Below are 21,108 nucleotides of genomic sequence, written 5' to 3' on the forward strand. Positions count from 1 at the left end.
TTGAATATCAATGATATATAATATGTAGATGCAAGAAAAGATGTAAATATAATTATGTGTAGAAAGGAAGGATTTCTAAAGCATGAGCCAAGGAAAACATTTGCCAAGTATTCATGTGAAGCACCACAAGAATACAGCCAATGTAGAGACGGCTATTATGCCTATTCCTGATGTTGTCAAGATTGATATGTCACAGAGCATCGGAGCACCTTGCAAACCTCTCGTGCAAAAGGGAGATAAGGTCAAGGTTGGACAGAAGATTGGTGATACCGATGCTTTTGTTAGTGCACCTGTACATTCGAGTGTAAGTGGCACGGTAAAAGACATCATTCAGGTTACGGGCAACATGGGTCGTCCGGAGACATTGGTAGTCATTGAGACTGACAAGAATCAAGAGGTTAGTGAAGAGGTAAAGCCACCTAAGGCTGATACATTCGAAGAATTTATCGCAGGTGTCAGAGCTTCAGGTGTTGTAGGTTTGGGAGGAGCTTCATTCCCAACTCATATCAAGCTTAACCCTAAGAACCTCGAAGAGTGTGACACTCTTATCGTAAATGGAGCTGAATGTGAGCCATTTATCACGGCTGACAACAGAATCATGGTGGAAGACGGACAGATAGTAGCTTCCGGCATGAGACTAATAATGGACCATCTTAATTTAAAGCATGGTTATATAGGTATTGAAGATAACAAACCTGACGCAATAGAGAATATGAAGAAGATATTTGAGAATAATGGATATACAGATATGTCCGTATTCCCACTTCCATCAAGCTACCCTAAGGGAGCTGAGCGTGTTCTTCTATATGAGATTACAGGTAAGACAATGGATGCAGGCGTACTTCCTGCAGATCTTGGCGTTATTCTCGACAATGTAACGACAGTTGCAGCAATTGCAGAATACTTCAATACGGGTATGCCTCTTGTAAGAAGAAGGGTTACCGTAGATGGAGATGCAGTTAAGGAGCCTAAGAATGTATTTGTGCCTGTTGGAACGCAGGTTGCAGATGTCGCAGAATTTTGTGGTGGATATAAGCGTGAGCCTAAGAAGATAATACTCGGTGGACCAATGATGGGTCGTGCAATCAATTCTGACTCAGTACCAACGATGAAAAATACTGGTTCTATCCTGCTCTTTGGTAATGAAGCAGCACAGGTTAAGGAAGAAACTGCTTGTATCAACTGCGGTCGTTGCCATACAGCTTGCCCATTCGGACTTATGCCGATGATATTTGCTGAGGCTTATGAGAGAAAAGACGCTGATAGGCTTAATGATTTCAGAATTATGCAGTGCATGAGCTGTGGAAGCTGTTCATATGTTTGCCCTGCAAGAAGACCGCTAAGCTTTACGAATACGCTAGCGAAGAGTTTTGTAAAGGGGGCAGCGAAGTAATGGATAATAAGAATAAATTTCATGATAATTTAATCGTATCATCTGCACCTCATATTGTGTCAGATACGGATACCACGAGGGTTATGGCTACTGTAATTGTCGCACTTCTACCAGCACTCTGCGTAGGAATCTATGTATTCGGTATCAGAGTACTTGCACTTGCGATTGCTTGTATGCTAAGTAGTTCATTCTTCGAGTGGGGATATAATAGATTGCTCAAAAGACCTCAGACTGTAGGAGATTTGAGTGCTGCACTTACAGGACTTCTTATTGCGATGAATGTTCCTTCAACTCTTCCAATATGGATGGGAGTTGTTGGCTCTTTTGTTGCAATCGTAATTGTTAAACAGCTCTACGGAGGAATAGGTAGGAACTTCGTTAACCCTGCAATAACAGGAAGAATTGTACTATTTATCTCTTTCGCTTCAGAGATGTCTACATGGCCTGTACCTAAGATGGCAGATACAGATGCTCTAACAGGGCCTACACCTCTTGGACACCTTGCTGCAAAGGAATTCGAGAAGCTTCCATCTAACCTAGATATGTTCCTCGGATTTATAGGAGGTTCTGTTGGTGAAGTTAGTGCTATAGCACTTATAATAGGCGGACTTTTCCTAGTATGGAAGAAGATAATTTCACCGGTAATTCCATGTGCATTCATCGGTACAGTATTTGTTTTGACTCTGATTTACTACTCAGCAAATCCTGCTTCTGGACATAATGCGTTCAGCATGGCATTGTTCCATATTCTAGCCGGTGGTGTTATGCTCGGTGCAATTTTCATGGCTACAGATTATGTAACAACACCTAAGCTGACATCAGGACAGATAATCTTCGGTATCGGCTGCGGACTTATAACAGTTGTAATCAGATTATGGGCATCATATCCAGAAGGTGTATCCTTCTCAATCCTGCTCATGAACATCTGCACACCGCTTATTAACAGAGTTACCTTCAAGAGATATATTAAGGGAGGTGCTAAGTAATGAAAAAAGAATCAACATTTCAGAGCACAGCCGCTCCAATAATCGTACTATCGATAATATGCCTAGTTGTTACATTTGCAGTTGCTTTTGTATATGGAATAACGAAGCCAATTATAGAGAACAATACGATTAAGGCTGCAAATGAAGCAAGAGCTGAACTTCTTCCAGAAGCTAAGGGAGATTTCAAAGAGTATAAGGGAGATCTTAAGGTTCTAAAGAAGGATCAGGTATTCGTTACTGAAGCTTATGAAGCAACAAATGGCACGGGAGTTGTTATCACAGTTAAGTCAAAGAGCTACGGCGGGCTTCTCACAGCAATGGTGGGAATTGATAAGGACGGAGCTATTACAAAGGTAAAGGTAACAGAGCACTCTGATACACCGGGAGTAGGAACAAAACCTGATGAAGGCCCTGACTTCCTACCTCAATACAAAGGACTTAAAGAGCTCAAGAATGAGAATGTAAAAAATGACGATAGCGTAAAGCATATAACAGGTGCTTCGGTATCATCGTCAGCAATTCACGAAGCTGTATGGAATGCGATGCAGCAGTATAAAATGATGGGAGGTGCAAAGTAATGAAAAATAAAACTGGCAAACTTTCCATATTATTAAATGGTATTATCAAAGAAAATCCAGTACTCGTACTTCTTATAGGTACTTGCCCGGCTCTAGCTACATCATCATCAGCTACGAATGGACTTGGAATGGGATTATCTGCAACAGTTGTACTCATCTGTTCAAACATCGTTATTTCACTTCTTCGTAAGGTTATTCCTGATAAGGTAAGAATACCTTGCTATATAGTAGTAATTGCCGGATTTGTAACAGTTGTTCAGTTCCTACTTCAGGGTTATGTTCCATCTCTATATAAGAGCCTTGGACTATTTATCCCTCTAATCGTAGTTAACTGCATTATTCTAGGAAGAGCGGAAGCTTTTGCTAACAAGCATAATGTGCTTGACTCTGCTATGGACGGAATTGGAATGGGACTTGGATTCACAGTTACACTCGTATGTATGGGAGCAATAAGAGAACTTCTTGGAACAGGAGCTATCTTCGGAGTTACAATTCTAGGAAGCTGGTTTACTCCTGTAGGAATTATGAACCTCGCACCAGGAGCATTCTTCGTATATGGATTGCTTGTAGCTATATTAAACAAGGCAACAAAGGGCAAGGCTTTGAAGAAAAAGTCTTTCAGCTGCGGTGGATGTCCAATGTACAATTCCTGCAATTCTCAGGAAGAGGGCTGTGAGCTCCAAACAGAGCCTAAGATGGCACAGAAAGGAGCTGAAGCATAATGATTAAGATTATAATAATTTTCATGTCAATGATTTTGGTTAACAACTTCCTACTACAGCAGTTCCTAGGAATTTGTTCATTCCTTGGTGTATCTAATAAGATGGATTCAGCAGTTGGAATGAGTGGAGCCGTAATCTTTGTAATGGTGCTTGCTGAAGCTGTAACATGGCCTATTCAGCAGGTATTAAATTCATTTGACATTGGATATTTACAGACAATCGTATTTATCCTAGTAATCGCATCTCTTGTACAATTCGTAGAGATGTTTATGAAGAAATATATGCCAGCACTTCAGAAAGCACTTGGTATATATCTTCCACTAATTACAACTAACTGTGCAGTTTTGGGAGCTACAATACTCAGTATAAGCAATAATTACACATTAGCACAGTCAATTGCCAATGCAGCAGGTGCAGGTTTTGGTTACCTAGTTGCTATGGTAATGTTCGCAGGCGTTCGTGAAGAGAAGCTCTGGGACGAGAGCGGTGTACCTGCCGCATGGAAGGGAATTCCTCTCATCCTTGTAAGTGCAACAATTCTTTCGTTGTCATTCATGGGTTTCTCAGGCTTGTTTTCGTAGAAAGGAGGAATAGCTATGGGTAATGTTGTAACACCGGTTATACTGGTAGTAGTAATTGGAATAATAGCAGCTGTTCTTCTTGTAATCGCTTCTAAGGTATTCTTCGTTAAGGTAGATGAAAGAGTTGCAGCAGTAAGGTCTGCTCTACCGGGAGCTAACTGCGGTGCCTGTGGATTTGCGGGTTGCGATGACTATGCGGCAGCAGTTACAGAAGATGAAAGCGTTCCTTGCACAAAATGCTCTGTAGGCGGTGAGTCTGCAGCAGCTGAGATTTCGCAAATTCTCGGTAGAGATGCAAGCGGTGCAGAAAAGGAAGTTGCATTTGTAAGATGTAATGGAGATAATGACGCTTCAAAGAAAACACTTGAGTGGCAAGGTCTTATGAGCTGTGCCGCAGCAAAGACATTCTATAACGGAGTTTCGGCTTGTTCACACGGCTGTATTGGACTTGGCGACTGCGTAAGTGTCTGTGAATTTGATTCAATCGGCGTAGTTAATGGAGTTGCTAAGGTAAATCGTGATACCTGCGTTGCGTGTGGAAAATGTATTAAGGAATGTCCACAGGGACTTATCGCACTCTTCCCATATAAGCAAGATGTTCATGTTGTATGTCAGAACACAGAAAAGGGTGGAGTTACAAGAAAGCAGTGCGACAATGGTTGCATCGGCTGCGGTAAGTGTGTAAAGGTATGCCGTAAAGAAGCAATCGTAGTTGAAGACAATCTAGCAAGGATTGATCCTGAGAAATGCGTCAACTGCGGAATGTGCGTAACGGTATGTCCTACAGGAGCTATAAATAGCTTTAATCCAAGGCACGCAAAGATGGTTATAAATGCAAAGAAAAAAGCTGAAGCAGAGAAAAAGGCAAAGCTCGAAGCTGCTAAAGCTGCCAAGGCTGCTAAGGAAGAAAAAGAAGCATAGAAACTTAATTTCAATCACATAATCTAATATATAACTTGTGAATTTGCATGAAAAGAGGTGGTTCTAAAACCACCTCTTTTCATATATAATATGCTCACGATTATATAAAAAATGTCAAAAAGATTTACATAAAAGACTTACAAAATACTTAAAAAATTGATTTACATAGAAGATTGAATTTAAAGATTATAAAAAGGTTATCGAAATGGAAAATTACTTATTATATTTTTTTATATATGGAACGCTAGGCTGGATGCTGGAAGTAAGTTTTCAGAGCATAAAGACGGGCAAATTTATAAATAGAGGATTTTTGAATGGACCAATATGTCCAATCTACGGTGTTGGAGCAGCTATAGTAATATTCTTCCTATCGGGTATTGCTGACAGTAACAAGCTAATGCTTTTTCTGGGTTCCATATTTATAACAACAGTTATTGAACTTATAACCGGATTTTTGTTAGATAAGATTTTTCACAAGCATTGGTGGGATTATTCCGATAGAAGATTTAATATTGGTGGATATGTATGCCTTGAATTTTCAATAGCATGGGGATTCCTCTGCCTATTTTTATATGATATAAACCACCCGCTTGTTCAAAAAATGGTAGATATAATCCCATACAAAGCGAAAATTTATATTTTAATAATATTATCCATAATCATTTGTATAGATTTCATAAGCACGCTCAACACCTTGATAGGTCTAAATAAGAGATTTAAGATAATAGACAAGGTTAATAGCGAACTTAGAGTGGTATCAGATGATATTGGAGAAAAGATTTATGAGGGAACTATCAGGCTTGAAGATATCGAAAAGGATATTAAGAGCAGGGGAAAAGATGTAGATGTAAAAGGCAGATTTTCAAAGAATTGGGATAGGTTCAATGATTTTCAAGAGAGAAGGTTGCTAAAAGCCTTCCCTAACCTACGAAAGGAAATCGACAGGATAGAAGAATTATATATTAGCAAAATAGATGAAAATTTGAGGAAAACATATAAAAAATAATAGAATAAATAGAAATTTATAGTGTGAATATGATATAATTTCTCAACCTAAGTTATTATATTTAACAAATTTGCAATTTTAGAATCAATTAGTCGAGGTGGAAACATCATGAAATTTAAGAAATTATCCATATTATTATTTTCATTAATCTTGTTAATTCCAGCTATGAAGGTTGACGCAAGCATTGGGAAGGGCAATGTTTACTGCTCAGAGACTATAGCACAGCAAGCATGGTTCACCAAGCTTATCAAATTTGATAATTTTAAGGGTAAGGATATTAGCGGAACTCTTAATTTTGAACTAGTGCCGGATAAGACCGCAGGCAAAAAATATTTAAAGAATGATGATCCAAATAACGACGGATTTGATAGAATATGCGAAGTCGTTCCGGGGCTTATTAACCATACATATAAAGTTCCTTTCAGCTCAAATGATTATGTTGATAAGAAATTTAATGACTTAGCATGGCAATCAGGAGCCTTTAATGGTAGCACAGAGGATCTATTTAATCATTCCTTCATCCATGAATGGGGAAGAATTGAAACATCAGATCATCAACAAACTTATAGAGTTGGCAAGCTATATCCTGAGCAATTTAGAAATGAGGATTTACAGCTTAGCGAAGAAGAAGCCAAAGAGATGTATGATAGTCAAAAAGAGGAGCTTGCATCAGATGAAGAAGTCATTCGTTGTAACTGGGCAGGGGATCCTGATTCAGCGGGGGGGGTTATAGGCTGGAAGAGTTACTTTGGGGAGCTTGGATATAATGGAGAAGATCATCTCTATGACTTCCTTGGTGCTTATGACTTTGGCTCGCAGTGTTTAAATTTTGAAGATGATTTTCGCGATGGCACAATGAAGGTAATTGATAAATTCAATTTTTATAATAATATAGCAGTTAATTACCTTTTAAAAATGACAACAAGACCGATTGCGATAGATAAGAAATTCGATGCAAATGGTAATATCGAGTCCATAGAAAAGCCTTTAATTCCATCTAAAGACGCAAATGATTTTATAGGACAGCACAATCAGTATTTAAATGATAATTATGACAATCCTCACGACTATGCTTATAATAAGATATTTAGATATAAGCTTAAAGAAAAAGAGGCAGATGGCGTTGAAATTAAATTGCCTAGCAAAGAACTAATAGTCGATGTCATAGCATTTGGCGACCCAGTATTGACCGACACAGATTGTGGAATATATGTATTTGAAGATGAGAAATCCGCTGACGCATTCTACCAGAGATTTTTTAAAGGATTGGCTGAAAATGAATCGAACGATGTGAGCCTACTTGAGACAAGGGGCAAGGTTGAGAAAAGCGATAAGGTTCAGCTGATAAACGAATCAAAGAATAATGAAGATCCTAAGCCGGAGAAGCCAAATACTAATACAGAAGAAAAGCCTAAGAAAGATTCCCCTAAGACGGGAGATAGCGATATGGGATTGTTATTCATGGGAATAGCAGGCTTAGGCATAGCAGGGCTAGCCATAAGTATTAAAAAGAAAAAATCAAATTAGAAGAATTGATAAAATGCAACATTATTTAATTATTTTGTGATATAATTCTGAATAGAAGAAATTAAACTATTTGCAAAAATAACTTGACAAAAGAAAAGGCAAAAGCAAAATTATGAGACAGACAGACAGACAGACAGACAGACAGACAGACAGACAGACAGACAGACAGACAAGCGTTAAATAATAAGAACGCATCATTTAATATGTTATTAAATCTCCGAACCGATATGGTGCGGAGATTTTTTGTGCAAAAATATTTTTATTAATTTATAGGGGTGAGGAATTATGAAACTTAAAAGATTATCATTGCTTCTGCTGATTTTCATTTTTGTAATATCAGTAGTACCATCAAGTGCATTACTTAGTGATAATGTGCATGTACATGAATTTGTAGCACAGCAAGCGTGGTTTACTAAACTTATTAAGTTTGACAATTTTAGGGGAAAGGACATAAGCGGAACTTTAAACTTTGAGCTTGTGTCTGATAAAACTGCAAATGCAAAATATTATGAGTATGGCAATAAACCAAATGATGAAGGAGATAACCAATTGGTACAAGTTGTACCAGGTGTTGTCAATCATGCGTATAAGACTTCCTTTAGTTCAAATGATTATGTGGATAAAGAATTTGTCAAATTAGCATGGGACTCTGGAGACAGATGCGGAGATTCAACTGAACTAATGGACCATGCTTTTCTTCATGAATGGGGAAGAATAGTGTCATCAGACCATTGCTTTACCTGCAGGGTAGGCAAAATAAATCCTGAACAATTTGAAACTGCTATACCTTATATTTATGCAAATAAGGAAGAAGCAAAAACGGCATATGAAAAACAGAAAGAATTGCTTAGAGAAGAAGATAAAGCCGGAAGAGGATTAAAATGGGACGGTGATGACGATACGGAAGATGTAATAGGATGGAAAACAGGTATAGAATATCCAAGTAACCCGAACAATCCGCAGTACGATTTTCTCGGAGATTTTCAGGATAATTATGGTGGTAGACCGGAGTGTTTAAATAGAAATGAAAAATTTAGGGATGGTACTTTTAAGGTAACACAAGAGTATACACTTTTTGCAAATCCTGCTGTAACATATTTTATGCCTCTAACAACTAGACATATTGCATTAGATAAGACTTATGATAAAGATGGGAATATTAAATCCATAGAAGTACCTTTGCTCCCAGCTATTGAAGCTCACAATTTTAGCAAAAATCACTGCAATGCCTTAAATGAAAAATATGGTGATGAAGCTTATGAGAAAAGTGAATATAAGATATTCAGATATAGATTAAAAGAAAAGCAAGCCGAGGGTATAAATCTATCAATTGCAGACAAGGATATTATAGTCGATATTATTGGCTATGGTGATAATGCAACAACTATCTTTATGTTTAACAATGAGAAATCTGCTGATGAATTTTATAAAAATTATTTTAGCAAAGAAATGAGCAGTTTATCAGGAATAAAAGAGAAAGAAGATGGAGTAGATATTAAAAAGAGCGATAAGGTTCAGCTTGTAAATCAGCTTGAAAATACAGAAGTACCTATCAAAAAGGTATGGAAAGATGAAAATAACAAATATGGTGATAGACCTGATAGCATAAGTATTAAACTATATGCAAATGATAAAGATACAGGTAAGACACTTGTGTTAAATAAAGATAATAATTGGAACGATGTATTTACAAATCTTCCATTGAAGGAGAATGGAAATACAATTAAATACACGATAAAAGAAGAAAAAACTGCAAAATATAGAACGCAAATAACTGGAAATGCGAAAGATGGATTCGTTATAACAAATACCCATAAGAATATTAAGCCTAAGAAAGATTCCCCTAAGACGGGAGATAGCGATATGGGATTGTTATTCATGGGAATAGCAGGCTTAGGCATAGCAGGGCTAGCAATAAGCATGAAAAAGAAAAAATCAAATTAGAGGAATTGATAAAATGCAAAAATGAATCAAGACTTTAGTGGAGCATGGGAAGATCCCTGCTCCATTTTTATTTGGAATTTTAAGTATCGAAAATTTTTGCAATAAAGTCCTAAAGTGACAGAAATTAAACGATATTTGCCCTTGATTATACGGGGGGGGGGTGGAGCATAATACAATTAAGCAAAATATAAAATATTTATCTAGAATTAAATGTCTAAGGAGAAGAAAATTGAAAAGAGCAAATAAAATTTTAGCATTAGTACTTAGCTATGCACTAATAGACCAACTAAGGAAGTCAATAGTTATTTTAAAAATTTTTTTAAAAATTTTTAAGTCACAAAACTTAAAAATGTGCATAGCAAACAAGCCTCATACACTTTCATTTTTTGAGGCAACACTTTTAATAGTTTATGCGACTAACTTACTCTTTTCTCGAATTAGTTTTTGATGCTCTTCGGGTGTTCTTAACTCAAATGATTTTTGATTTCTGAGGACAGCAAAAATAATTTGAACCATCTTTCGCATAATTGCACACATTACAACTTTGTATGGTTTTTCAGCTATCTTCTTTTCAAAATAAGCTCGCATAACAGGATTTAAATACTCTCTGTTGCGATTTGGATACACATTAGATTTAGCCAGCATATGGAGAATTGAGCGAACATGAGGTGATCCTCTTTTAGAGATTTTATTGTTTTTCCTATTGTATGTTCCACTTTGGGTTACTCCTGGATCCAAGCCAAAGAAGGCAACTAATTCTTTCGGTTTCGAGAAATTGGATATATCTCCAAGCTCTGATAAAACAACACATGCTGTATACTCTCCAACTCCTGGAATACTTTGTAAAAGCACTATTTCTTTATGAAACTTTTCATCTAAAAGTGATAGCCTTTTGATTTCATTATCGATTGCTTTCAAAGCTTCCTGTAAACTAAAAATAACCCTCACAGTTGTTTGAATAAGTACTGCTGAACTAAGGCTTACTATACAAACTTCAATAGATTTTTCAGCAGCTTTCAATAGTTTTTCATATTTTACTTCGGCATAGGAGCTGCTTTTATGTGAATTTTCTTTTATCAGTTGAATAATATCTTGCTTATTTTCAGGAGATAAGACTTCCTGTATAGTAGGATATTTTTCAAGCAAAGACAAAGGTGTTTTCCCTTGCAAATCCGCAAATACTTTCTTGAAATCTGGAAAGGAAATATCTAAAAAAGCGATTAATCGGTTGATGTGTTCCACAATTTCATCCGTCAATTCTTTATGCTGTCTGCAAAGCTTTTTGATACTGTTAACGGTATCTGAATGTGTAATTGTTTCGTTGTAATTCTTAATACGATATAGCAACGCTATATTATATGCATCTGTTCTATCTGATTTAATTTTTCGGATATTGATATTTTTCAATGCTCCACTTTGAATCGGATTAATTACAATGACTTCGTAATTATGCTTACGGAAAAAATTAGCTAAAATTTGATGATAGTGTGCAGTAGCTTCCATGATAATTACTGCTCTGTCCTCGTACTCATCTTCTACCTTTTCAAGTACATAGATGAGCGACTTCATACCATTAATATCATTAGAAATTTTAAGTCTTTTGATGATGTCATTATTAGGTGATAGAATACAGATATCACTGAAAGCTTTACTCACATCAATTCCTACAACAATTTTTTCTGACATAATATACCTCCTATAATTTGGGATGCCCTGTTAATCCAAAACCACAACAGGCTCACGAGTTATACAGGTAATCAATGAATGAACCTAACCAACCGAAAAGATGAAAGGCAATGGAATGAGGGTGGAGTCTACCAAATGAGTAATTCCTAAGTTGGAAACCCAGCAAGCACATAAAACAATCCCATTTCATCCCTAATATCTATAATTTTATCATAGATGATTAGGTTCATTTTTAAGAACTATGCTTAAAGCTGTTCTTATACTATTAGTATATGAGCAAGCACGATATTTGTTTCTTTACCTGTGGCAGTAAACGCTGCACCTGTCACAACGACGCAAACAGTTTTGAAAGATGGCGAATCAAAGATTGTAAAAACTGCAGAGCCAGTAAAGGGTGAGGTCAACAAATGGAAGGTTACAGTAAGAGCCGAGTATAATCCGGTTCGAAAACCTACAGATGTACTGATTGTGCTTGACAGATCTGGTTCAATGGCAGACGGAGAAAGAGATGCGAATGGTACAGTTAGAGAAAATGTACCCGTTGATGAGCAACGAATGACAAATGCCAAGATTGGTATACAGGAACTCACCAATAGAGTTTTAGAGCAAAATAAAGAAAACAAAGTAGCTCTTTATTCATACTCATATGGATATGCTAATTACAATTTTTACGAATCACTAACTAAGCATACAGGCTTTACACAAAATCCTGAAGATATAAAGAATTCTTTAACCACAATAAAGCCACAAGGAGGAACATTCACTCAAATGGCTCTTCATGAAGCTGACAAGGCAATGAGTGAGTTAAAGAAGCAAGATACTGATGGCAAGAGGAATAGAGTTGTAGTATTGGTAACTGATGGTAAGCCAACAGTAGGGTACAAGGTAGATATTGCGAAATTATCTAAGGAAGAGGGTGGTCTTGGGAACTTCTTTGAATGGAGAACCAATATACAATCAACAAGCGATTACCCACAATACTATAATGATGCTGTACAAAATGCCTCTAATGGAAGTACAACAACGGCTACAAATTATATACAGAATGGGCGATATTACACCGTTGGTTATGGAACTCGTAAATTAGGTTCTAATTTTGCGGCAAGGGATGCATGGGTATCCAATGGTAAGATACCAGCATCTACATTTATTTATTCTGACGGAAATCCTAATACCCAAGAAGGACGAAGCAATATTTTAAATAGAATTGGCTGGGGCTGTGATATTCAATATGCTATGTATGGCATAGATAATAATGGAAGCTATATGTATTGGGATATTCCAGAGAATACAGTAGTAGAAGCCAATGCTATAAAAGAAGCAGGTAATATTAACGACTTATATGTAGTTGGATTAGTTACCAATGACGAGACAAATGGCTATCTTAAGAGAATGGCAAGCCCTAATAAGTTCTACCCAAGTTCATCAAAGAATTTCCAAAAAACTATAGATAGTATTTTACAACAAATAAAAGGTGAAGAAAGTATAGATGAAAGCCTAAAAGATATTATCGGGGAAGGTTTTGCAGAGCCTACAGAAATAAAGACAACTAAGGGCGAAGCAAAATATATAAAATCAGCGGACGGTACAGATAATGGACATATTGATTGGAAGATAGGCCAGCCAACTCAGATAAAAGACGAGAATGCTCCTGAGTCTGATAAGGTTTATTATGAAGAATTAAGCTATGTCCTAACAATGAAGGACGGCTGGGAAAAAGGTGGAGATAAGACACTTAATACAAATGGCAAAACAGAAGTTACAGTAGTAGAAAAGTTCAAGGAAGAAGAAATAAATAATACTACTGCGGAAGCTATTTCTCCTGAAGTTGACCCAATTAAATTAACTATAGAAAAAGACCTAAAAGGAGTTGATGGAGCAAATCCCGCATTCCCAGATGAAACATTTAATATTGAACTGAAAGGACCAGATGGCTCTAATTATGTAAAAAAAGCAAGTATAAAAAATGGTGAATCATTAGCAATTGGAGATCTTAAAACGGCAGGAACATATAAAATAACTGAAGCAGGTAATTATGGTAAGGTATTTAAGATTACCGCTATTGACCCTGCAACTAAAAAAGAGAAAACAATCGAAACATCTTCTTTCACATTGAGCGAAGATGGAAGCGTTAAAATTTCTGGTGGGGAAAATCTAGCAACATATTTAGAAAATGATATTAAAATTGTCATAACAAATACCGAAAAGAAAGTAAAAATCGGTGACTATGTATGGAATGATGCTAACAATGATGGAGTTCAAGATGCTACAGAAAATCCTATAAAAGATGTAACAGTAAAACTTCTTGATAAAGATGGTAGACCTGTAAAAGATAAGGACGGTAAAGAGATTAAAACCACTACAGATGCGAGTGGAAAATACCTATTTGAAGTGGCTCCTGGGGAATATAAAGTTGAAATTGTAGCTCCAGACGGATATGGAATGAGCAATAATCAACCTAAAACAACTGATAATTTTGTAATGAAATCAGGAGAAAAAGATTTAACAAAAGACTTTGGACTTGTTAAAGCAAAGACCTACAAGGTAACACATGAGTTTAAGGTAGCAAATGATTCAAGCATTAAGGAATTTCCAGCTCGAGTAAAGACAGAGGTAGAAAAACAGCTACCAGAAGAGCAGACAGGAAAGAAGAACGGCGAAGTAGTAGAACCTGGTGCATTAAAGAATCCAGGAGAAGTAGAGGACAAGGCAAACGACGGAAAGTGGAAATTCAAGGCGTTTATAGACCAAGACCCTGCTACAGAAAAAGTTGATGCAAAGATAAATAACGCGGATGTAAACTTTGTAGGCGAATGGACATTTGTACCAAACAAGCACAAGGTAACATACGAGTACAAGAGTGCAACACCGGGAAAGGAATTACCTGATGAACTAAAGAAAAAAGCACCTGAAGCTGTACCAGATAAAGTAAAGGGCGACAAGGTAACATCACCAGTTCCACAAGGAAAAGAAGCAACATTCAGAGATGAAAAAAACAAGGGAACATGGAAGTTCAAGAGCTACGACAAGAGCGATGTAACGATAGTAGACAAGGACGAACATGTAGTTGGAACATGGGTATTTGAAAAAGACCCAGAACCAAAGACCTACAAGGTAACGCATAAGTTTGAGAGCGAAGATCCAAATGTAGAGCTACCGGAAGCAGTAAAGAAACTAACACCAAGCGACCAGACAGGAAAGAAAGACGCAAGCAAGGTAAATCCAACAACACCTGCAAAGACAACCGTAGAAACAACTGAGGGAACATGGACATTTACTGGCTACGACAAGGGAGAAAAGACGGTAGAGGGAAAAGATGTAGAGTTTATCGGTAAGTGGAAATTCACACCAAAGACCTACAAGGTAACACACGAGTTTAAGGTAGCAAAGGATTCAAGCATTAAGGAGTTCCCAGCAGGAATAAAAGCTGAGGTAGAAAAACAGCTACCTGAAACCGAGACAGGAAAGAAGAACAGAGCAGTAGTAGAACCTGGTGCATTAAAGAATCCAGGAGAAGTAGAGGACAAGGCAAACGACGGAAAGTGGAAATTCACGAAGTTTATAGACCAAGACCCTACTACAGAAAAAGTTGATGCAAAGATAGATAACGCGGATGTAAACTTTGTAGGAGAATGGACATTTGTACCAAACAAGCACAATGTAACATATGAGTACAAGAGCGGAACTGCAGGAATGGAGATACCTGATGCACTTAAAGGAAAGGCACCGAAACCTGTGACAGGAAAGGTAAAAGGCGACAAGGTAACATCACCAGTTCCAACAGGAGCAGATGCAACATTCAGAGATGAAACAAACAAGGGAACATGGAAGTTCAAGAGCTACGACAAGAGCGATGTAACGATAGTAGACAAGGACGAACATGTAGTTGGAACATGGGTATTTGAAAAAGATTCTAAGCCTGCAGTAGATGGCAAAGATAATCCAAGTTCTAAGGACAAGCCAACTACCGGAGACAAAGGTCTCGAGCTACTCTTTATGTCAATAGTGCTTATGATGTCTGCTGGAGCTACAGTAAGCTTCAAAAAAAGGAAATCAAATCAAGATAGGTAATAAGATTTGAGGCTAAAATAAATACAAGCCAAAATAGCAAGGTATAAAAATACCAAAGTAGCAAGAGAGACAAAGAGCGTAGGATTTAATTTCTACGCTCTTTTCTAATCTCTGTTATTATATAATTTAATTGATAATTGTCAGATTTAAAATTAAATAAAAATAGTATATTACAAGAGGATTTTAGAGCATTAAAAATGTAAATTTTTTGGAAGAACTCTCATTATAAGCGTGGCTGCTATTCCGATTGCTATTCCTGAGGCAAGCCCTGAAAAAAGAAGGATAGGAAAATAAAAGAAAATCCTGAGGTCTTTTATTAGAAAGCTTGCGACGAGTAGCTGACCCAGATTGTGGAGAACTCCGCCTGCCATGCTAACCCCTGCAATGCTGAACTTGCCCGTTTTCTTTAAAAATATCATACCAATCAAGCTAACGGTAGCACCTGCAAGCGAATAAATCGCACCGAAGAGTCCGCTAAAGAGAAAACCTGCTACCATAATTCTTATAAAGCTTACTATGCCAGCGTGTTTTATTGAAAGCTTATATAAGGCGATTACTGTGACAATATTGGCTATGCCGAGTTTTACACCGGGTATACCTGCGTTAAATGGAATGATGGCTTCGACATATGAAAATATTAATGCCAATGATGACATAAGAGCAGTTATTGTGATATTATATGAATTATTTTTACTCTGCATAATTTAATTGGAGACCGCGTCTACGCCGTCTTTTGATACTCCCTTAACTTTGATAATAACCTTGTTAGGCAAGCAGATTATGCTTTCGCCTACCTTGGAAATAGATGAATGGTGAACACAGACCTGATTTTTGCAGGAAGCATAGCTCATCTTTGCGTGACCGTCCTCGATTTTAACTATGTTTTTGTTCCCATTTTCATTTACAACAATTGACCTATTTTTATTTAGCGAATAGACGCCGTAAATGTGATTATCAACCTTAATCTCGATGCTATCACCGGAAGTCTTGCCGAGCGATATATATATGCTTGAGACAATTCCGACGATAATGATTGAAATCATCAATATAATATCAGATTTTTTGAAAAATTCTTTAAACATAGGTTTTATACTTAGTATATACTAATAATACATTCATTTTATATTTTTAATTTAGGGGTAGATGATTTATGAAAAAAAAGCTTGCTCTTTTGTTAATTTTAACGTTCATAATTATAACACAGACGAGTTGTAATAGTAATAAAATAGAACCGATTTCAGATGAGGGATATTATCTGGATACAGTTTGCCAAATTTCAATCTACGATATGGAGGGCGGACTTGACAATAAAAAAGCTAAATCTGCAATTGATGATGCCTTTGATCTCTGTAGAAAACTAGATAAGACTTTGAGCAATACAGTTGATGCGAGCGACATTAGCAAGATTAATAATTCCAAAGGAGCTTGGGTGGAAGTTTCAGAAGATGCTATTAATGTCATAGAAGCAGGAATAGAATATGGCAAACTCTCAGATGGAGCATTTGACATAAGCATAGGGACGGTAACCTCATTATGGAATTTTCATTCAGATAATCCCACCCTGCCAAAAGAAAATGAGCTTGAGGAAGCACTCACCCATGTAGACTATAGAAATATAGAAATCGAGGGTAAGATGGTGAGGATAAAGGACCCAGATGCAAAGCTTGATTTGGGCGGAATAGCAAAGGGATATATAGGTGATAGGCTGGCTGACAGGCTCAAAAAGAATGGAGTAAAATCGGGGATTGTTAACCTTGGCGGAAATATAATTACAATAGGACAAAAGCCTGATGGAAAAAATTTCGTTATAGGCGTTGAAAAACCTTTTAGCGACCGAAGTGAAACTGTTGGAAGGGTCGAGGTTAGCGATAAGACTGTTGTAACTTCCGGAGTATATGAGAGGCAATTTGAAAAAGACGGAGTTTTATACTACCATGTCTTAGATGCAAGGACGGGTTATCCTGTTAAGACAGATTTGGATTCAGCGAGCCTCGTGATGGACTATGGACATTCAATGGACGCAGACGCACTTAGCACAATTTGCCTGATGAAGGGTTCAGAATCTGCACTCGAGTTTTTGGACAGCAGGGAAGATGTGAAAGGAGTTCTCTGCTTGCATAACAAGGAGATAAAGAAATCAAAGGGCATGAAGATAGACAATTGACTTGAGATTGATGCCTGTATATCTTATAATTATTAGAAAATCTTATTAATATAGTAACAGATTAGAGATTTTTAGAGCTTTTTAGAGAAAATCAGAGAAATTTAGAGTTTTTCAGAGTAATTTCGAAAAAATTAGAGAAATTTCGAGATTTTAGAGAAAATTAGAGAAAATTAGAGAAACTAAATGTAGGAAGTATAAAAATCTAGATAAATAATTAAAAAACATATATAAATAAAATAAAGACATAAACAACGGTATAAACAAAGAATAAAAACAAAGGTATAAAATAGGGATAGATGGAAAAGGTAGTTATTAATTTAAGTTCTGACTCAGATAAGAAATTGTATGAGCAGGTCTATGATAAATTTAGAAATGATATAGAGTCTGGAGTGATGAATTCCGGCGATAAGATGCCTTCGCTCAGGACACTTGCGAGGGATAATGATATAAGCATAACGACGGTGGAATCTGCATATAACCAGCTCCTAGTTGAGGGATATATAGAGAGCAGGCCAAAGTCGGGATATTATGTAAATTCAGGAATTTCAACCATAGACAAAATAAAAAAAGACGATTCTTCTGACAATGAAGATTTTACTCTTTTAGATAAGAATTCCGATCAGATGCTACTATATGATGAGGAGAGTTTTGACTTTTACAAGTGGAAGAAGTCGATGAATAAGGTGTTTAGCAAGTACTCTCATCTTCTAAGATTTGAGGCTGAGCCTGCAGGAGAGCAAATTTTAAGGGAAGAAATTGCAAGCTACCTAAATGAGAGCAGGGGAATGTCATGCTTGCCAAGCGACATTGTGATCGGTGCAGGGACGCAGAATCTTACCAATTATATAATTAAAATCCTAAGTGACAGGGGCATAAGAAGAGCGTCAATGGAATATCCGGGATATGACAAGATTAAGGAGATTTTTGAAAATTCTAATCTTGAACTGACAAAGATTGGAATAAGTGGTGAGATAAATGCGTCAGACCTAGGAATTGACAGGAGAATACTATATGTCAATCCCTCCAACCACTTCCCGACAGGAACTGTAATGCCCGTTTCAACAAGAATTGAATTAATAAAATGGGCAAAAATGACAGATTCATATATAATAGAGGACGACTACGACAGTGAACTAAGGTATTTTGGAAAACCTGTCCCCCCGATGAAAACGATTGGTGATGGAGAGAGGGTAATATATTTCGGCTCCTTTTCGACAACGCTTTTCGCCGGAATTAATATAAGCTATATGGTTCTTCCTAGGAATTTAATGGAAGACTTTAACAGATTAAAGGATCGCTTTACTCAGACCTGCTCAAAAACCGAACAGCTCTGCCTAGCCATATATATGCAGGCTGGATATTACACTAGGACTATAAAAAAATGCAGGAAGATATACGCATCTAAGTTAAAGACGGCAATGAAATTATTTAATGAATATGGCGACGGCATATTTTCGCCAATAGATTCAAAGTCAGGAATTTCTTTGATGCTTAGAGTTAAGACTAAGATTAAAGCAGAAGATTTGGCAGAGATTGCGAATAGAAATGGAATGTTAATGGAGCCCGTCAAGGAGCTTTGCACGCCTGATACAAAAGTTCTTTGCTTCTACTTTTACAGGGTTTCTGAAACGATGCTAAAAATACTCATTAGACAATATATACATACAACTAAGAGAAAAATGGAAGAGGTGAAATAGATGGATAAATTAAATAGAGAAGATTTTTTGGAAATTTACCGCCACTCGGCATCGCATATTTTGGCGAAAGCGGTAATGGAGATTTTTGGAAAAGATAAGGTTCAAATTGCAATAGGACCACAGATTGCAGATGGTTTTTATTATGACTTCGAGCTTCCAAGGGCTTTGACTGAAGATGATTTTAAGAGCATCGAAGATAAGATGAGAGAGATAATGCTAAGAAAAGAGGACTGGACTAGGATTATCGTGACTAAGGAAGAAGCCTTAGAGATGTTCAAAGACCAGAAATTTAAGGTTGAGCTTACTAATGATTTGCCTGACGATGAGACGATTACTATATACAAGACGGGCGATGATTTCATGGATCTATGCTCAGGGCCTCATATAAACAATTCTGCAGAACTTCTCTCGATAGCATATAAGATAAAATCGGTATCCGGAGCATACTGGAGAGGAGATGAAAATAGAGAACAACTGCAGAGGGTATATGTATATGCTTTTCCTGACAAAAAACAGCTTAAAGACCACCTTAATCTAATAAAAGAAGCTAAGGAGAGAGACCATAAGAAAATAGGACCAAAACTCGGATTATTCATGTTCCACCCATCAGCTCCCGGAATGCCATACTGGCTTCCTAATGGCTGGAAAGTTTTCAATGCACTCCTTACATATTGGAGAAATGTGCACGACAGACATGGTTATCAAGAAATATCAGGACCGGTGCTAAGCAATAAGGTATTATGGGAAACATCAGGACACTGGGGACATTATAAGGAGAATATGTTCCTCGTTCCGGAAGCTAGAGAGAATGAAGATGATCCAAATGCGGTAAGCTTTGAAGAAGAGGACATGAGCAAACTCTATGCGATGAAGCCTATGAACTGCCCTAACGCTATCAATGTGTACAAACACGAGCTCAGAAGTTATAAGGATTTACCTATTAGGATAAGCCAGACAGATGTAATACATAGGAGAGAAAAGAGCGGGGAGCTCAATGGTCTGTTCAGAGTTCAGCAGTTCAGACAGGATGACGCTCATATTTTAACAACGGAAGATAAGATTGCAGAAGAAATTAAGGACATCATGTCTATCTGCGATGAGTTATATAGCACCTTCGGTCTTTCATATAGGGTGGAGCTTTCTACAATGCCAGAAGACCATATGGGAGATTTGGCGACATGGGAGAGAGCAGAAAACGACCTAAGAGCAATCCTCGATAAGACATATGGAGAGGGAAATTATGAGATTAACGAAGGAGATGGAGCTTTCTACGGTCCAAAGATTGACCTTCAGATGAAAGACGCACTTGGCAGAGAATGGCAGATGGGAACAATTCAGCTCGACTTCCTCCTTCCGCATAGCTTCGATTGCAAATACACTGATTCCGACGGAAAGTATAAAGAGCCGGTAATGATACATAGAGCGATATTCGGTTCTTTTGAGAGATTTATCGGTATACTTACAGAGAATTTTAAGGGAGCTTTTCCTTTCTGGCTTTCCCCTGTTCAGGTTGGAATTGTTCCTATAAGAGAATCACATAATGAGTATGCGAAAAAAATTCAGGATATACTAATGGAACATGGCATAAGGGTCAAAGCTGATTATAGCGATAGCAATATGAGAGATAAGATTAAGCATTTCAAACACGCTTTAACTCCATATGTTGCAGTTCTAGGTGACAAAGAGGCAGGAGAGGGTACTATATCTCTAAATATGCGAGGCGGAAATAAACAGATTCAAAATATTCCACTTGAGAAATTCATAGAAATGTGCATAAAGATGAATAAGGAACACGCTTTAGAGCTGATTGACGAAGCTTAAAATAAAACCTT

At 37.1% G+C, this 21,108-nt stretch carries 16 protein-coding genes; 13 read left to right on the forward strand and 3 right to left on the reverse strand.

The features are described from left to right. Positions 1-82 precede the first annotated feature (82 nt). From rsxC to BQ5371_RS03140, 9 genes are all read left to right on the forward strand, one after another. Complete coding sequence (gene rsxC / locus BQ5371_RS03100; protein WP_071132482.1) at positions 83-1,393, forward strand: electron transport complex subunit RsxC; 1,311 nt, start codon at positions 83-85, stop codon at positions 1,391-1,393. Continuing rightward, entirely contained in the window at positions 1,393-2,379 is a 987-nt protein-coding gene (locus BQ5371_RS03105; RefSeq protein WP_071132483.1) for an RnfABCDGE type electron transport complex subunit D, read from the forward strand. The genes rsxC and BQ5371_RS03105 overlap by 1 nt, the downstream gene beginning before the upstream one ends. Continuing rightward, the gene (locus tag BQ5371_RS03110; RefSeq protein ID WP_071132484.1) at positions 2,379-2,957 is read left to right on the forward strand and encodes an FMN-binding protein; all 579 of its coding nucleotides are present in this window, start codon (positions 2,379-2,381) and stop codon (positions 2,955-2,957) included. The genes BQ5371_RS03105 and BQ5371_RS03110 overlap by 1 nt, the downstream gene beginning before the upstream one ends. Beyond that, positions 2,957-3,679: an electron transport complex subunit RsxE gene (rsxE, locus tag BQ5371_RS03115; RefSeq protein WP_071132485.1), complete on the forward strand. Its 723-nt coding sequence runs from the start codon at positions 2,957-2,959 to the stop codon at positions 3,677-3,679. Before BQ5371_RS03110 ends, rsxE begins: the two co-directional genes overlap by 1 nt. A 2-nt stretch (positions 3,680-3,681) precedes the next feature. After that, positions 3,682-4,260: an electron transport complex protein RnfA gene (locus tag BQ5371_RS03120; RefSeq protein WP_334292579.1), complete on the forward strand. Its 579-nt coding sequence runs from the start codon at positions 3,682-3,684 to the stop codon at positions 4,258-4,260. Between the two features lie 15 nt (positions 4,261-4,275). Beyond that, positions 4,276-5,181, forward strand: coding sequence for an RnfABCDGE type electron transport complex subunit B (locus tag BQ5371_RS03125; protein WP_071132487.1), 906 nt, complete (start codon positions 4,276-4,278; stop codon positions 5,179-5,181). A gap of 205 nt (positions 5,182-5,386) precedes the next feature. Continuing rightward, entirely contained in the window at positions 5,387-6,187 is an 801-nt protein-coding gene (locus BQ5371_RS03130; RefSeq protein ID WP_071132488.1) for a putative ABC transporter permease, read from the forward strand. A 108-nt stretch (positions 6,188-6,295) separates the two neighbouring features. Further along, positions 6,296-7,714, forward strand: coding sequence for an LPXTG cell wall anchor domain-containing protein (locus BQ5371_RS03135; RefSeq protein WP_071132489.1), 1,419 nt, complete (start codon positions 6,296-6,298; stop codon positions 7,712-7,714). A gap of 285 nt (positions 7,715-7,999) precedes the next feature. Next, on the forward strand, positions 8,000-9,658 hold the full coding sequence (locus BQ5371_RS03140; protein ID WP_071132490.1) for a Cna B-type domain-containing protein: 1,659 nt from the start codon (positions 8,000-8,002) through the stop codon (positions 9,656-9,658). Positions 9,659-10,066: 408 nt separating this feature from the next. Here BQ5371_RS03140 and BQ5371_RS03150 read toward each other — a convergent pair whose 3' ends face one another. After that, entirely contained in the window at positions 10,067-11,344 is a 1,278-nt protein-coding gene (locus BQ5371_RS03150) for an IS110 family RNA-guided transposase (protein ID WP_071132107.1), read from the reverse strand. Between the two features lie 303 nt (positions 11,345-11,647). Here BQ5371_RS03150 and BQ5371_RS03155 point away from each other — a divergent pair, with 303 nt between their 5' ends. After that, positions 11,648-15,415: an SHIRT domain-containing protein gene (locus tag BQ5371_RS03155; RefSeq protein WP_071132492.1), complete on the forward strand. Its 3,768-nt coding sequence runs from the start codon at positions 11,648-11,650 to the stop codon at positions 15,413-15,415. Positions 15,416-15,606: 191 nt separating this feature from the next. Here the strand turns inward: BQ5371_RS03155 and BQ5371_RS03160 are convergent, their stop codons facing one another. After that, positions 15,607-16,116 (reverse strand): Gx transporter family protein, encoded by a 510-nt coding sequence (locus BQ5371_RS03160; RefSeq protein ID WP_071132493.1) that lies wholly within the window; start codon positions 16,114-16,116, stop codon positions 15,607-15,609. 3 nt (positions 16,117-16,119) lie between these two features. Further along, entirely contained in the window at positions 16,120-16,497 is a 378-nt protein-coding gene (locus BQ5371_RS03165) for a NusG domain II-containing protein (protein ID WP_071132494.1), read from the reverse strand. A gap of 68 nt (positions 16,498-16,565) precedes the next feature. On the opposite strand from BQ5371_RS03165, the gene BQ5371_RS03170 reads away from it, so the two are divergent. The 3 genes from BQ5371_RS03170 to thrS all read left to right on the forward strand — a co-directional run bounded on the left by BQ5371_RS03170 (position 16,566) and on the right by thrS (position 21,097). After that, positions 16,566-17,579 (forward strand): FAD:protein FMN transferase, encoded by a 1,014-nt coding sequence (locus BQ5371_RS03170; protein WP_071132495.1) that lies wholly within the window; start codon positions 16,566-16,568, stop codon positions 17,577-17,579. A 296-nt stretch (positions 17,580-17,875) separates the two neighbouring features. Next, the gene (gene pdxR / locus BQ5371_RS03175; RefSeq protein WP_071132496.1) at positions 17,876-19,276 is read left to right on the forward strand and encodes a MocR-like pyridoxine biosynthesis transcription factor PdxR; all 1,401 of its coding nucleotides are present in this window, start codon (positions 17,876-17,878) and stop codon (positions 19,274-19,276) included. Next, positions 19,277-21,097, forward strand: coding sequence for a threonine--tRNA ligase (thrS, locus tag BQ5371_RS03180; RefSeq protein ID WP_071132497.1), 1,821 nt, complete (start codon positions 19,277-19,279; stop codon positions 21,095-21,097). Positions 21,098-21,108 lie beyond the last annotated feature (11 nt).

The sequence above is a fragment of the Alterileibacterium massiliense genome (genome assembly GCF_900104645.1).
GTDB classification, from domain to species: Bacteria; Bacillota; Clostridia; order Peptostreptococcales; family Anaerovoracaceae; genus Alterileibacterium; species Alterileibacterium massiliense.